This window comes from Enterobacter cloacae complex sp. 370H10, from assembly GCF_050031535.1.
In the GTDB taxonomy this organism is placed as follows: domain Bacteria; phylum Pseudomonadota; class Gammaproteobacteria; order Enterobacterales; family Enterobacteriaceae; genus Enterobacter; species Enterobacter intestinihominis.
In genome coordinates this window covers 4500908-4515014 of the sequence record NZ_JBLGWG010000001.1, presented here as the reverse complement: position 1 = coordinate 4515014, position 14107 = coordinate 4500908, and the positions used below count along the sequence as shown (strand labels likewise).

The 14107-nt window shown below is 55.4% G+C and carries 16 protein-coding genes and 1 pseudogene; 12 read left to right on the top strand and 5 right to left on the bottom strand.

The window, feature by feature from the left end:
• Positions 1–11: 11 nt before the first annotated feature.
• A complete protein-coding gene (gene lsrF / locus ACQG2Q_RS22305; protein WP_022649459.1) occupies positions 12–899 on the top strand; it encodes a 3-hydroxy-5-phosphonooxypentane-2,4-dione thiolase in 888 nt (295 codons plus the stop codon).
• Positions 896–1189, top strand: coding sequence for a (4S)-4-hydroxy-5-phosphonooxypentane-2,3-dione isomerase (gene lsrG, locus ACQG2Q_RS22300; protein ID WP_022649458.1), 294 nt, complete (start codon positions 896–898; stop codon positions 1187–1189). The genes lsrF and lsrG overlap by 4 nt, the downstream gene beginning before the upstream one ends.
• Before the next feature lie 195 nt (positions 1190–1384).
• On the opposite strand, the gene ACQG2Q_RS22295 is transcribed toward lsrG, so the two are convergent.
• Positions 1385–2074 (bottom strand): B3/B4 domain-containing protein, encoded by a 690-nt coding sequence (locus ACQG2Q_RS22295; protein WP_063849801.1) that lies wholly within the window; start codon positions 2072–2074, stop codon positions 1385–1387.
• A 42-nt stretch (positions 2075–2116) separates the two neighbouring features.
• On the opposite strand from ACQG2Q_RS22295, the gene ACQG2Q_RS22290 reads away from it, so the two are divergent.
• The gene (locus ACQG2Q_RS22290) at positions 2117–2719 is read left to right on the top strand and encodes a helix-turn-helix domain-containing protein (RefSeq protein ID WP_017382413.1); all 603 of its coding nucleotides are present in this window, start codon (positions 2117–2119) and stop codon (positions 2717–2719) included.
• Between the two features lie 86 nt (positions 2720–2805).
• Here the strand turns inward: ACQG2Q_RS22290 and ygjG are convergent, their stop codons facing one another.
• Positions 2806–4185 (bottom strand): putrescine aminotransferase, encoded by a 1380-nt coding sequence (ygjG, locus tag ACQG2Q_RS22285; protein WP_022649457.1) that lies wholly within the window; start codon positions 4183–4185, stop codon positions 2806–2808.
• A gap of 422 nt (positions 4186–4607) precedes the next feature.
• Here ygjG and ACQG2Q_RS22280 point away from each other — a divergent pair, with 422 nt between their 5' ends.
• Positions 4608–6128, top strand: coding sequence for a methyl-accepting chemotaxis protein (locus ACQG2Q_RS22280; RefSeq protein WP_045335753.1), 1521 nt, complete (start codon positions 4608–4610; stop codon positions 6126–6128).
• A gap of 239 nt (positions 6129–6367) precedes the next feature.
• Positions 6368–7927 carry a methyl-accepting chemotaxis protein gene (locus tag ACQG2Q_RS22275; protein ID WP_063849803.1) on the top strand — a complete coding sequence of 520 codons (1560 nt, stop codon included), beginning with the start codon at positions 6368–6370 and terminating at the stop codon, positions 7925–7927.
• Here the strand turns inward: ACQG2Q_RS22275 and ACQG2Q_RS22270 are convergent.
• On the bottom strand, positions 7924–8418 hold the full coding sequence (locus ACQG2Q_RS22270) for a PadR family transcriptional regulator (RefSeq protein WP_063849804.1): 495 nt from the start codon (positions 8416–8418) through the stop codon (positions 7924–7926). The two genes, ACQG2Q_RS22275 and ACQG2Q_RS22270, sit on opposite strands and share 4 nt — an antisense overlap.
• A 145-nt stretch (positions 8419–8563) precedes the next feature.
• Between ACQG2Q_RS22270 and ACQG2Q_RS22265 the strand changes: the two genes are divergently transcribed.
• Positions 8564–9328 (top strand): siderophore-interacting protein, encoded by a 765-nt coding sequence (locus ACQG2Q_RS22265; protein WP_032626343.1) that lies wholly within the window; start codon positions 8564–8566, stop codon positions 9326–9328.
• Here the strand turns inward: ACQG2Q_RS22265 and ACQG2Q_RS22260 are convergent, their stop codons facing one another.
• Positions 9329–10498, bottom strand: coding sequence for a molecular chaperone DnaJ (locus tag ACQG2Q_RS22260; RefSeq protein WP_022649453.1), 1170 nt, complete (start codon positions 10496–10498; stop codon positions 9329–9331). It abuts the gene before it with no gap.
• A gap of 455 nt (positions 10499–10953) precedes the next feature.
• Positions 10954–11445, bottom strand: coding sequence for an Hcp family type VI secretion system effector (locus tag ACQG2Q_RS22255; RefSeq protein ID WP_032626342.1), 492 nt, complete (start codon positions 11443–11445; stop codon positions 10954–10956).
• Positions 11446–11650: 205 nt separating this feature from the next.
• Between ACQG2Q_RS22255 and ACQG2Q_RS22250 the strand changes: the two genes are divergently transcribed.
• From ACQG2Q_RS22250 to ACQG2Q_RS22225, 6 genes and pseudogenes are all read left to right on the top strand, one after another.
• Positions 11651–12043, top strand: a complete 393-nt coding sequence (locus ACQG2Q_RS22250; RefSeq protein WP_017692645.1) for a polymorphic toxin type 44 domain-containing protein — start codon at positions 11651–11653, stop codon at positions 12041–12043.
• Positions 12021–12485 carry a hypothetical protein gene (locus ACQG2Q_RS22245; RefSeq protein ID WP_023307019.1) on the top strand — a complete coding sequence of 155 codons (465 nt, stop codon included), beginning with the start codon at positions 12021–12023 and terminating at the stop codon, positions 12483–12485. Before ACQG2Q_RS22250 ends, ACQG2Q_RS22245 begins: the two co-directional genes overlap by 23 nt.
• 175 nt (positions 12486–12660) lie before the next feature.
• Positions 12661–12954 (top strand): annotated as a pseudogene (locus tag ACQG2Q_RS22240) (hypothetical protein); the annotation flags it as partial.
• A 14-nt stretch (positions 12955–12968) separates the two neighbouring features.
• Positions 12969–13214 (top strand): Rz1-like lysis system protein LysC, encoded by a 246-nt coding sequence (gene lysC, locus ACQG2Q_RS22235; RefSeq protein WP_074169625.1) that lies wholly within the window; start codon positions 12969–12971, stop codon positions 13212–13214.
• A complete protein-coding gene (locus ACQG2Q_RS22230; RefSeq protein WP_032626339.1) occupies positions 13177–13644 on the top strand; it encodes a phage tail protein in 468 nt (155 codons plus the stop codon). The genes lysC and ACQG2Q_RS22230 overlap by 38 nt, the downstream gene beginning before the upstream one ends.
• Entirely contained in the window at positions 13637–14083 is a 447-nt protein-coding gene (locus tag ACQG2Q_RS22225; protein ID WP_063849805.1) for a phage virion morphogenesis protein, read from the top strand. Before ACQG2Q_RS22230 ends, ACQG2Q_RS22225 begins: the two co-directional genes overlap by 8 nt.
• Positions 14084–14107: the final 24 nt, after the last annotated feature.

Genomic DNA, 14107 nt, shown 5'->3' with positions numbered 1-14107 from the left:
CGGGGGAGCAAATGGCTGATTTAGACGACATCAAAGACGGCAAGGATTTTGGCATCGGTACGCCGCAGCAGAATGTGCCGTACACCCTGAAGGGCTGCGGTTCGCTCGACTGGGGCATGCAGTCCCGGCTTTCGCGCATCTTCAATCCGCAGAGCAACCGCACGGTGATGCTGGCCTTTGACCACGGTTACTTTCAGGGACCGACCACCGGCCTTGAGCGTATCGATCTCTCCATCGCGCCGCTGTTTGGCGAAACCGACGTGCTGATGTGTACCCGCGGCATCCTCAGGAGCCAGGTACCTGCCGCGACGAACAAACCGGTGGTGCTGCGCGCCTCCGGCGGTAACTCGATTCTGGGCGAGCTGTCTAACGAGTGCGTGGCGGTTGCGATGGAAGACGCGCTGCGCCTGAACGTCTGCGCGGTGGCGGCGCAGGTCTATATCGGAAGCCCGTTTGAACATCAGTCAATCAACAACATCATCAAGCTGGTGGATGCGGGGGCGCGTTACGGCATGCCGACGCTGGCGGTGACGGGCGTGGGTAAAGAGATGGCGCGCGACGCGCGCTATTTCTCGCTCGCCAGCCGCATCGCTGCCGAAATGGGGGCTCAGTTCGTCAAAACCTACTACGTGGACGAGGGCTTTGAAAAAGTGACCGCCAGCTGTCCGGTGCCGATTGTTATCGCGGGCGGCAAAAAGCTGCCGGAGCATGAGGCGCTTGAGATGTGCTGGCGGGCGATTGACCAGGGCGCGTCCGGCGTGGATATGGGGCGCAACATCTTCCAGTCCAGCGCGCCGCTCGCCATGCTGAAGGCGGTGAAGAAAGTGGTTCACGAGAACATGAGCGCCCGTGAGGCGTTCCAGTTCTGGCAGGAAGAGAAACAGGGAGAAGCAAAATGAACGTGACGCTGGTGGAAATCAACATCAAACCCGAGCGGGTGGATGAGTTTCTGGAGGTATTTCGCGCCAACCACGAGGGGGCGATCCAGGAGCCGGGAAACCTGCGCTTTGACGTCTTGCAGGACCCGAGGGTGAAAACCCGGTTCTTTATCTATGAGGCCTATAAAGACGAAGAGGCGGTGTTGGCGCATAAGCAAACGCCACACTATCTGGCGTGCGTGGACAAGCTCGAAGAGTTGATGTCAGAGCCGCGCAAAAAACGCTGCTTTGTGGGGTTGTTGCCGGAGTAGCGTTTTGCCCGGTGGCGCTGCACTTACCGGGCCTACGGGGGCGAGAGGGGGCGGTGTTTGCCCGGTGGCGCTACGCTTACCGGGCCTACGGGAGGATGGTGCGGTGTTTGCCCGGTGGCGCTGCACTTACCGGGTCTACGGGTACGGGGGGGGTGATTTTGTAGGCCGGGTAAGCGAAGCGCCACCCGGCGTTGTTCACGCCAGCTCCAGCAACTGAACACGCGCCGTCGCGCCCGGCATCAGCTTTTGCAGATTGCTCACCAGCTCATCGCCAGCTTCCTGTAATGCCGCCAGCGGCATCGACGGCAGGCTTTCGAGAATAAACCACATGGACTGCGCCTGGCTGTCCAGACGCGTGCGTATCCCCTGTCGCCAGTTCCAGCGGCGGCAGGTGACGCCAAGATCGTCACGCCAGATAACTTCGCCTGGTTCCGGGTTTTCGACTACCGGCTCACCCTCTTTAAAGGTATCAAACGGCTCGCTGCCGTCGGCCAGCGTCAGGCGCGGCGCACCCGCGTAAGCCGCCAGATTTTCTCCCCCCACCGGAATAGCGTAGCGGATGCTGATGGCATTATAGATATCCACCACCGGGTCGAGCGGCGACAGCGAACCATCTCTCATCACGCGCTTACGCAGAGCCGAGGCCGAGCAGGGCGTACGTTTGGGTTTTGCACCAAAGGCTTTAAACACCTCATCCCAGGCGGCGAGATGATTTTCTGCCCAGGGCACATCATCATTGAGCATCTGCTGGCAGACCTGCGCCAGCGCGGCGGGAGCAACCTCCGGTTGGGTAATCGGGGCGGCTTCAACCTGAATGCTCAGCGCCCGAAAGCCGGGCGCGATCCCGACAAGTCGCGAATCTATTGACGGTGCTACAAGAGACATAAATAATCCTGTATTGACTGTTTTATACCATGGTAGTGACCAATGACTGATAAAGTCAATATAATGACCGATGCGGGCGCCGATGTTGCCCAGGTAAGCCTGGCCGTGGCGAACCGTATCCGCAGCTGGCGGAAAGAGAAAAAACTGTCGCTGGACGAGCTTTCTCGCCGCGCCAGCGTCAGCAAAGGCATGCTGGTGGAGATCGAAAAAGGGGCTGCCAACCCCAGCATTGCCATTCTGTGTAAACTGGCCGCCGCGCTTGGCGTCTCGGTGGCAGATATCGTTAATGTCTCCAGCGAGCCGCAGGTACACATTATTCAGGAAGAGGCGATCCCGGTTCTGTGGCAGGGCGCACAGGGCGGTTACGCCAGATTGCTGGCAGGCACCGCAGGCCCGGACATGATTGAGCTGTGGCAGTGGGAGATGCATCCGGGAGAAACGTTCACCTCTCCGGGACATCCGGCGGGAACGTTTGAGCTGCTGCACGTGAACGAAGGCGTATTAACCCTGACGGTGGACGAGACGGTGGCACAGGTTAATGCTGGCGCGTCGGCGGTAGCGAAAACGGAAGCGGCGCACGGCTACGCCAATGAAGGCGATACCGTGCTTCGCTTCACCATGACGGTGGCAGAGTTTCACCGATAAAAAGCAGCCCGGTGGCGCTAACGCTTACCGGGCCGACATCTGCAGTATGTTGTAGGCCGGGTAAGCGTAGCGCCACCCGGCGTTTTTTATGCCTCTTCCACGCTCACCCGCAGCGCCGCCAGCGCCTTACGCGCCGCCTTCAGCACCTGCTCACACTGCTCAATGGTGAGCGTCAACGGTGGCTCAATGCGGATGGTTTTCGAGTTGTTGAGCGTTCCCGCCACCAGTACCCGCTGGCGGAACATCTCGCTTGCGAAGCTATAACCGGTTTCGTTATCAACGAACTCAATCGCCATCAGCATCCCTTTCCCGCGTGCATCCTGTACCAAATCCGGGTATTCCCGGCCCAGCTGACGGAAGCCGTCCAGCAGCATGTCGCCTTTCTGCTCCGCCTGCGCAGGCAGGTTTTGCTCCAGCAGCACGTTGATGGTGGCCAGCGCTGCCGCACAGGCCAGCGGGTTACCGCCAAAGGTGGTGGTATGTAAGAACGGGTTGTCGAATAGCACCGAGAAGACCTCCTCAGTGGCGACCGTTGCGCCAATCGGCATCACGCCGCCGCCGAGCGCTTTCGCCAGGCATAAAATGTCTGGCTGAACGTTCTCATGCTCGCAGGCGAACATCCTGCCGGTACGCCCCATCCCGGTCTGCACTTCGTCGAAGATCAGCAGCGCGCCAAACTCATCGCACAGCTGACGCACGGCGGGCAGATAGCCCTGCGGCGGGAGGATCACGCCGCCTTCGCCCTGAATCGGCTCCAGGATCACCGCCGCCACGTCGTCGCCGGTTTTACGGCATTCACTCAGCATGGTGCGCATGGCGTTGATGTCGCCGAACGGTACGTGGCGGAAGCCCGGCAGCAGCGGCATAAACGGTTTGCGGAAGGTGGATTTGGCGGTAGCAGACAGTGCGCCCAGGGATTTCCCGTGGAACGCGCCGCTGGTGGCGATAAAGGTGAATTTCCCGCGCGGCGACTGGTACGCTTTGGCGAGTTTAATCGCCGCTTCGACCGATTCGGTGCCGCTGTTGCTGAAGAAGCTGTATTTCAGCTTACCGGGCGTTAAGGCTGCCAGCGTTTTCGCGAGCATGGCGCGAAGCGGATCGAGCAGTTCCTGGCTATGGAGAGGTTGTTTCGCAAGTTGATTCTGTACGGCGGAAACCACAACTGGATTACGGTGCCCCACGTTGAAAATACCAAAACCACCCAGGCAATCGATAAACTCCTGTCCCTGGGTGTCGACAAGCGTATTCAGACTCCCCGCTTGCCACTCTACGGCTCCGTAATCCCCGCCGGCGGTAACAGATTTGCGATACTCCAGAAAACCAGGATTCACATGCTCTTTAAAGTAATCAATGACCTCACGGTTAAGTTGTTTCATCTCCTCATGATCAAGCGTTCGCTTTTCAATGAGATTCAGTGCGTGCGCGGTACAGGCAAGAGCCGAGGCGCTGGAAGGTAACCTGTTCAAAATATGCTCCCGGGGATCGCGTATCACATGATACTGAGTTAAGTATTGCAGGGATTACGCCACCTCAGATGCCTTAACAAAAATCGGGATAAACGCCAGGTGAAATCAAAGTTGCACAATATTTAATCATGCCATCGCGCGCCGCACGGGATAAGGGATAACGAGCCGGGGATGGGGTTTCGTCAATTGCACTGCTCCAGGGCAGGAAATGCGCCTTAAGTGTGCGCCGGGGGATCATGCTTTGTAGGTAGTTTCGTGTCGAAAGTATTTTAAATCAATTAATTAGAAAAGCGTACGAAAAGTGCGGTTTAACCGAGATTTGCGATCTCAATCATATTTAACAACTAAAGATAAATTTTTTATCGCCGAAAAAACATAAGCCACAAAATTAACATTCAAATAACCTGCAAGGGATGCTCACTATGTCCTCTCCTGACTATGTCACCCAGAATGAATATCCGCTGGACGATGACACCACGCTTATGTCGACCACCGACCTCCACAGCTACATGACCCACACTAACGACACCTTTGTGCAAGTGAGTGGCTTTACGCTACAGGAGCTGCTCGGGCAGCCGCACAACATTGTGCGCCACCCCGATATGCCGAAAGCGGCTTTTGCCGACATGTGGTACACGCTGCAAAAGGGCGAGCCCTGGAGCGGGATTGTCAAAAACCGACGTAAAAATGGCGATCACTATTGGGTACGCGCCAATGCGGTACCAATGGTGCGTAACGGTCAGATGACGGGCTATATGTCCATTCGTACCCGCGCCACCGAGGACGAGGTCGCCGCGGTGGAGCCGCTTTATAAGGCGCTCAATGAAGGACGTAGCAAAAAACGCATTCATAAAGGGCTGGTGGTACGCAAAGGCTGGCTCGGCAAATTACCGGCGATGCCGCTGCGCTGGCGCGTGCGTAGCGTAATGGCGGTACTTTTTGCGGTGATGGCTGCAACGCTGGTTGCCAGTGCCGCAGGCTGGGCTTCGCTGGTGGCGGCAGCCGTGGTGATGCTGCTTGGCACCCTGGTATTTGAGCAACAGATTGTCCGCCCGGTGGAAAACGTCGCACGGCAGGCGCTCAGGGTCGCTACCGGCGAGCGTAACAGCGTGCAGCATCTTAACCGCAGCGATGAACTGGGGCTGACGCTGCGGGCCGTCGGACAACTGGGGCTGATGTGCCGCTGGCTTATCAACGACGTCTCCAGCCAGGTGGTGAGCGTGCGCGACGGCAGCGACAGGCTGGCGCAGGGTAATGAAGATCTCAACGACCGCACGCGCCAGACCGTGGCTAACGTGCAGCAGACCGTGGCAACAATGAACCAGATGGCGGCGTCGGTGCAGAGTAACTCTGAGACCGCAGCCGAAGTCGACAAGCTGTCGATGGCTGCCAGCAGCGCGGCCACGCAGGGCGGCACCGTGATGCAGACCGTGGTGAAAACCATGGATGACATTGCCGACAGTACCCAACGCATTGGCTCTATTACCTCGCTTATCAATGACATCGCCTTCCAGACCAATATTCTGGCGCTGAACGCCGCGGTTGAGGCGGCACGCGCGGGCGAACAGGGGAAAGGCTTTGCGGTGGTGGCGGGCGAAGTGCGTCATCTTGCCAGCCGCAGCGCGAACGCGGCTAACGATATTCGCAAGCTGATCGACGCCAGCGCCAGCAAAGTGCAGTCGGGCGCCGATCAGGTCCACGCCGCGGGACGTACCATGGATGATATTGTCGAGCAGGTGAAAAACGTCACGCAGCTTATCGCGCAGATCAGCCACTCCACCTCCGAGCAAGCGACAGGCCTGACAGAGCTGACCCGTGCCGTGGCAGAACTGGACAGCATTACGCAGAAAAATGCTGACCTGGTCGAAGAGAGCGCGCAGATTTCCGCGATGGTTAAGCACCGGGCCGGACGTCTTGAAGATGCGGTTACCGTGCTGCATTAAGAAATGCATGCTTCGATAAAGCCGTTTATTCCTCCGGGGTAAACGGCTTTTTTGTTTTTCAGAATAAGTTATGTTGTTAATGAAATATTAAGTAACTAAAAAAAGCACCCGATTTTTAATTGCTACGCCCCGGGTTTATTGAAAGTGAGAAATAAAAAAACGATCAAAGTCATAAAGTTAGCGCGTTTCCTACCGATAACAGCGATCGTCTGAGAAATAATCACATCGATGGGGTAAATATGTTCATACATGACGTAAAGATCGGCACGAAATTATTTCTGGCGTTTGGATTATTTATTGTCCTGATGGTCGTCAGCGCAAGCTTGTCTCTGATGAGCCTGAATCGGGCAAACAATGGAATGCAAACCATCCTTACCAGCGACTATCCAACTACGGTAAAAGCGAACCAGTTAATCGACAACTTCCAGGAATTTATCAGCACGCAGCAGCTCATGCTGCTGGACGAACAGGGAATGTACACGACGCAATCAGAACAGCGTCTGAAGGCGATAAGCGAGCGCATCACCGCAATCCTGAGCGAGCTGGACAACGCTCTCAAGGATAAAAAATCCCAACAGGTGCTGGCGGACATCCACGGCGTACGCCAGCAATATCTTGACTCGCGCTACCGCATTTTGCAGGCCATGCAGAATAACGACCGTGCAGGCGCGATAAACGAGATGATGACCAACACCCTGGACCTGCAACAGTCTTATAAAGCGAAAGTGCAGGCGCTGATTGCGATCCAGGATCATGAAATGCAGAGTGCGGGCGAGCAGGTGGAAGGCGATTTCCGCACTAATCGTCTGCTGCTGATCCTGATTACGCTTTTCAGCGTCGCGGCAGCCAGCCTGACTGGCTGGTTCATTGTGCGATCCATTACCCGCCCGCTGAACGACGCGGTAAATTTTGCGGAGGCCATCGCCGATGGCGATCTCACCGGCAGCATTACCTCGCACGGTAAAGATGAAACCGGACTGCTCCTCACCGCACTGATGGAGATGAAAACGCGCCTGCTGGAGATTGTGCAGCAGGTGCAAACCGGATCGGAAAACATCTCCAGCGCCGCCGCGCAGATTGTCGCAGGCAACCAGGATCTGGCTGCCCGCACGGAGGAGCAGGCCAGTTCCGTTGAGCAGACGGCCGCGTCGATGGAGCAGATTACCGCCACGGTGAAGAACACCGCGTCCCACACCGGAGAAGCGACGAACCTGTCTGCCGATGCGGCTGCCGTGGTCAAAAACAACGGCGAGATGATGAAGCAGGTCACCAGCAAAATGCGCCTGATTAACGAAACATCGAACAGGATGTCCGACATTATCGACCTGATCGACGCCATTGCCTTCCAGACCAACATTCTGGCGCTGAACGCGGCGGTCGAAGCGGCGCGCGCGGGTGAGCATGGTCGCGGCTTTGCGGTGGTGGCGGGTGAGGTACGCCAGCTCGCGCAGAAAAGTGCAACATCAGCAAGTGAGATCCGCCAGCTGATTGAAAGCTCCACAAGCCAGACGCAGGACGGCATGAACCTTGTGGAGAAAGCCAGCGGGCTTATCAACGGCATGGTCGGCAACGTGGAAGAGATGGACGTCATCCTGCGTGAAATTCGCCAGGCCAGCCATGAACAGACGGAAGGTATCTCGCAGATCAACAGCGCGATTGGCCTGATAGACGCCACCACCCAGCAGAACTCCGCGCTGGTGGAGGAGTCCGTTGCGGCGGCGGCATCCCTTAACGAACAGGCGATGCACCTGAAAGAGCTGGTCCGCGTGTTCCGCGTGAGCGACGGCGTGCTGGCTTAATCCAGCTGGGAGATCTCCAGTGCCGCGCGGTCAATCACGCCGATAATCTGTTTTAACTGCGCGTCGCTGAGTTCTCCCTGATTAACCTTCAGATCCAGAACCGCTTTGAAGTTATCCAGCGCCCGCTTCATCTGTGGGTTTTTGCGCAGCTGGAACCCGACGGAGCGCGCCTTGATACGCGTCTGGATCTGCTCCAGCTGTTCCCGATTGTCATTCAGCCATTGCTGCCCGGCGGCGTTAATCGCAATCCGCTTACGGCCGTTCTCTTCTTCGGTAATGGTGATTAGCGCCTGATCCTGCAAGTAATCCAGCGTCGGGTAGATCACGCCAGGGCTTGGCGTGTAATGTCCCTGCGTCAGGTTCTCGATCTCTTTGATCAGCTCATAACCATGGCTCGCGTTGCGGGTCAGGATATCCAGGATCACCAGCCGCAAATCACCATGGCCAAAAAATCGTGGCCGGCGTCCGCCGCCGTCGTGTTCGTGTCGCATGTTTCTTCCTCAATTTGATATATCTAAACTATATCTAAGATATATTCAGATGCAATCTAAAAGATCTTGATTTCTGAGTTAATAGCAATCATTATCATTAAAAATTCATTCCGATATATCGTATTCACCTGAGAAGGGCATCAACATGGCATCTACCCGTTACCCTCAACGTGTCCGCAATGACCTGCGTTTTCGTGAGCTGAACGTGATGCGCACTGAGCGAGTCAGCGCAGGATTTCAGCGCATTGTACTAGGCGGCGAGGCGCTGGAGGGCTTTAGCTCTCGCGGCTTTGACGACCATACCAAAGTCTTTTTCCCGGCACCGGGCACCCCTTTCGTGCCGCCTGTGGTGACCGATGAAGGCATCGACTGGGGCGATGGGGTGCGTCCGCAGGCGCGTGACTACACCCCGCTGTACGATGACGAAAAACACGAGCTGGCGCTCGATTTTTTCGTGCATGATGGCGGCATTGCCAGCAACTGGGCGGTAGAGGCGAAGGTGGGCGACAAGCTGACCATCGGCGGTCCGCGTGGTTCGCTGGTGGTGCCGGAAGATTACGCCTGGCAGTTGTACGTGTGCGACGAGTCGGGTATGCCCGCGCTGCGCCGCCGTTTAGAAAGCATCGCAAAACTGCCTGTTCCCCCGGCGATCCACGCCATCGTCACCGTGGGCGATGCGGCGTACCAGGACTATCTGGCGCACCTGAGCGGGTTCAACATCACCTGGGTTATCGGCCACAACGAGCAGGCGGTAGCCGACCATCTTGCAGCGCTGGCCGTGCCGGAAGAGGATTACTTTATCTGGCTGACCGGAGAGGGGAAGGTGGTGAAACGCCTGAGCCGTCAGTTTGAAACCGACGCAATTGACCCACAGCTGGTACGTGCCAGTGCGTACTGGCACGCCAAATAATCAGGCTGCCGGATCCAGCTGCGCTTCGCTCACCTGATGTTCGAGCGAGGCGCATACCTCTCTCAGCGCTTTCTCCTGCTGGGCAAAGTAGGCTTCCATATTGCTGAGCGACGAGACGAGCAGCCAGGACTCTTCCTTCTCCAGCTCTGCCAGCTCGTTCACCAGGGTGTCGATTTGCTCACGCACCTGCGCCATTTTTTTGCGAATACGTTCCAGGTCGTTCAGCCTGTCGCTCGCCATCATCGGTTCAAACCCTTGTTGCAGACGGGCGACCAGCGAGCGAATGGCCTTCACGTCGCCGCGCTGTTTGGCCTGGTTGAGTTGCACCATCATCCTGTTGGCTTCCTCTTTTAAATCATCGGCAACCAGATCCGGGTGGCATAGCTTGCTCGCCTGACGCCAGAGCCGCTTCAGCTCGTTCCGATCCTCTTCAGAGAGATCCTTGCCTTTACGCAGGCGCACCTCGGCATCATGATGCTGTTCGCGATACTTTTTGTACTCTTCGTTGGCCTCATCGCGCGCCTGACGTGCTGGCTCTTCTTCACGCGTTAAACCGGTCTCCAGCTCCATCGCTTCGGCCAGTAGGTTGGCAATCAGATTACTTTGCTGCTGAAGATGCTTGCGCGCCTCTGCCGCCTGAACGGAATCCGCAGGCAGATCTCGCCAGCGCCGGGTGAGCGTTGTCAGAACCTCTACGGCCTGCGCCATATAGCCCTGGCAGCGGCGGTAATCCTCTTCCCGACGACGCGTCTCCGCCTGCTGACGACGCAGGTTAAGCTCCGCCAGCGTTTTACGCAGGGCGAGGATCTGCTGCATCAACGGCCCGAGGCGGGAGAAATAGAGATCGTTGAATTCATCAAGCTGCTGTACCCGAGCGTTACGGCGATCAATCAGATCGCGCAGACGCTCTTCCAGAGCTTTCAGCTCCAGCTTGCTGGCCGCCAGCTGCGGGTCACGCCACGGGGTAACGGCGCGCTGGCTTTGCAGCCAGGCGGTGATAGCGCGAAGGGCTGCGGTGTAATTTTTCTGCTCAAGCGCCGCGACGATGGACAGGAGATTATCGTCAAAGGCTTCCTCTTTGAGACGTTTCAACTGGCTCCGGATGATGTCGTCATCTTCCAGCTCAATGGCATTTTTAATGATTTCTAGCCGTTTGATCGGTGTGCTCATGATGCCTTTCGCTCTGGCGCTTAAGTATTTGAGTTAAGGTTAGTTGTTGTAAAAGCTAAAGGAAATAATACACACGGATGATGATCGGCGCGATGGGGGATTTCTTTAGTTTTTAGGGTTTGTGAAAGAGTGAGAGTTGTTGAATCTTCCTTCTGGAACGGGGAGCACGGGGTTAAATGTGACCTTAGAGTTCACTTTTGAATGCGTGAGCCGAGAAACTCGAAAATTTGGGGTTCTGGAGGCTGCAGCGGCAGCGGTACGCCGCAATAACTGCCAGAGAATGCTTAACAGCATTAAGCATGATTAAAATACCCCAAATGTATAAAAAGTGCGGAGAGCTGGCACCAGGTGATCGCGCGGGATGTTGCCATTGAGGGGAGGCTACGTGCTGGCAAACCGAGGGGGCGAAAGAATTGGCACTAAAAACAATACAGGGCGGATTAACCGCCCTTTTTTTACGCTGTAACCCGCTCGTTCCACGCGTCCGAGTATTGGATGTTCCCATCGCAATACTTCCAGGTGATCCGCTCATAGCGGAGCTGTATTCCCTCATTATGATTGTGTATCTGTAACGCTGGCTCTTTACAGTTATGCATGACGGGGTTAATGCTGACTACCCGGACGTTTTCAAGCAGCATATTGAAATATTCAACCTCCTGGCCCGCATCGTTGATTTTATACCACTTGATCTCTGCGCTTTTCAGCGTTTGGCCGGTGGCTACCGCTTTGTAGAGATACGGGCTGGAGCTATCAAACTCTTTTTCAATTACGAGCGGCGCATGTAAGCGCGTGCCGGTGATCTTGCCTGTGTTGTTATCGGTCGGAACTAACAAGCCGTGACTAAAAGAGAGGATCTCTATACTACCTTCTCTATTTTGAATATCCACAGATCCCTTAATCGGGTTGCCGCCATCATCCTTAAGCCATAGATAAGCAGGAATAGCCATTTTTAAAACTCCATTTCCATTAGGGTAAACCCTCATTAATGACTAAATACGGATCGCAGGTGATACAAATTGTGTTATAGGTTCGTGTTATTTAATTTCGTTACTTATTGATGTTGCAAATAAAATTAATAAATTGATCTTCAGCAATACGCGTTACCGTTATTGCTCTTATGTTGCCCTTTTTGCCTGGCAGAAAGGAAGAACGATGGCATGTATACCGATTTATCCACCCCGCGGGCTGGAGATATTGCGCGAACACATAAGGCTCGCGCGGGCGCGTCACGAAGTCCAGAATATGGCCGCCCCGCTTACGTATACGTGGTTTTATGAGCGAGTAAGAAACGGCGGGCCGTGGGATTACAAACAACATAAACGGGCTTATGCTGACTTCGGGAATTTCCATTACGGCGCTGTGGGTTATGCAGCGTGCATCCCTGCAAAGATTTTGCTTATTGCTGCCGGCGCGGCGCAGTGGAAAGCCGGCACATCAAGACCCGAATGGGGTAATTTTACGGGGACCCCGCCGTTTGGTGATGATCCGATTGACCAATTTTGGATAAAGCAAGGCATCGACTATGTTAAACAGCATCACTTTTAGGACGCTGCACTGGATCGCCACTATTCTTATGGCCCTGGCGGTTGCGGGGTACTGTTATTTCCAACATATACAGCGTTTAACTGTTAGTGATCGGCTATATCAAGTTCGCCAGCTCACGCCCCGGACCTGGTTATACATTACTGAGTATGACGGCTCGAACATGACCACCGGGGAAGTGTATCGTTATTTTTTAGCGAGTAAGATTGACGGTGATCCGCTGGTGGCTCTCGAAAAACAACATATCGCGCCCACGCTTACAGCGAATACCGCCCGCGCAAAAGTTGAAGGCATAGGCAACAATATCTCATTTACTGTTCACGGCACAGTGTACAGCTTTACAACGTCCGCATTTTTTTATGATGCTGAGGGAATAGCGGCCGTGCCGTCAATTGACTTAACGGCCCGCGGCGAGAGCTGGGACAAGGGGAAATTTAGTCGATAGATAAATATTTATTTAAAAATCCCTTGCGGTCGGGTCAATGACTCGATGAGCAGCGTGTAAGTTTTCACGGCGTACCCGTGCGATATTGGGAAACAGCAGCATCCACCGGGCAAAGGTCTGCCCCATATCAGCCAGGCGATTCAGCAGCGGATATCCAGCCAGACAGCGGCGGCGATACACCGATCTGGTGTTGCGCTGGTTTACCGGGTACGTGGAACGCTCGCAACCTGCTGAAAACGGCTTTCAGCGTCTGTTTGTTCCTAAACTGGTCGGCGTATTCGAACGCCTCTGGCCATGTTCCTTCCAGCCCCCCACGCTGCGCGAAGTGGCCAGCTGGCTGACAGAGCACAGCGGCCTGACCTTCAGCGTGCCGGATGCAGATTATTTAGACCGTCCGATCCCACATTTCACCCATAGCGGAACGGGGTATCAGCTACTGGATAATCTCGGAAAGACCTTCGGCATACAGCGCTGAGCTGCCTGATGTTGTGCGCAGGCTGCACACCCGCGCCGGTTGCGCCTCCGCCGGTCATTGTTTACAGCGCCTGCCCGAAAGTGAGCTATTGCCCGATGCCGGGAAGCGACCCGGCCACTAATGGCGACCTGAGTGCAGATATCCGCAGGCTTGAGCACGCGCTCGCCGCCTGTGCGTTACAGATTGAAACCGTCAAAGCCTGTCAGGATAATCTCGATGAAGAAAGCAATCAGCCTGCGAAAAGCGCTAACTGACGCCATCCCGCAGCTTAAAACCAACCCCGAGATGATGCGCATTTTTGCCGACGAGGGGAATATCGATGCACGGCTCGCGGCCTCCCTGTCCCACGAGAAAATTTACACCCTGAATGTGATCGTGTGCGATTTTGTAGGCGACCCTGATTTGATTTTCGTGCCGGTGGTCGCGTGGCTGAGGGAAAACCAGCCGGATATCTGCACGCTCGATGAGGGGCATAAAAAAGGTTACCGTTTCCAGATGGATTTAAACGACGAGGATACGGTTGATATCAGTATCAGCCTCCAGCTCACCGAGCGCACCATCATCAGGGAGGAAAACGGCGCGCTGCATGTGAGCTATGCCCCGGAGCCGCCACCGCCTGAACCCGTCACGCGTCCAAAAGAGCTCTATATCAACGGCGAACTGGTGAGCAAGTGGGATGAGTGAATTTAAACCCTTTGATAACCAGCTCGCGGGGCTGCTTGCTGCCCTGTCACCCGCAGGGCGTCGGAAGCTTGCCAGTGAGATTGCGAAGCAACTCAGAACGGCGCAACAGCAACGTATCAAACAGCAAAAAGCCCCGGATGGCTCACCGTATCAGGCACGAAAGCGCCAGCCACTCAGAGCCAAAAAAGGTCGAATTAAACGGGCAATGTATCAGAAGCTTCGCACTAACCGGTACATGAAAGCCAGTGGCCGTGAAAACGGTGCAGTGGTGGAATTTACCGGAAATGTGCAGCGCATCGCGCGTGTCCATCATTACGGACTAAAAGACCGTCCAAACGCGCACGCTCAGGATGTGCAGTACGCAGAGCGCCAGTTACTCGGATTCAGCTTGGAAGACAAAAAATTGATTACAAATGCTATAATAGAGCATTTGGTTTGATGGCCTCAATATACAAATACTATT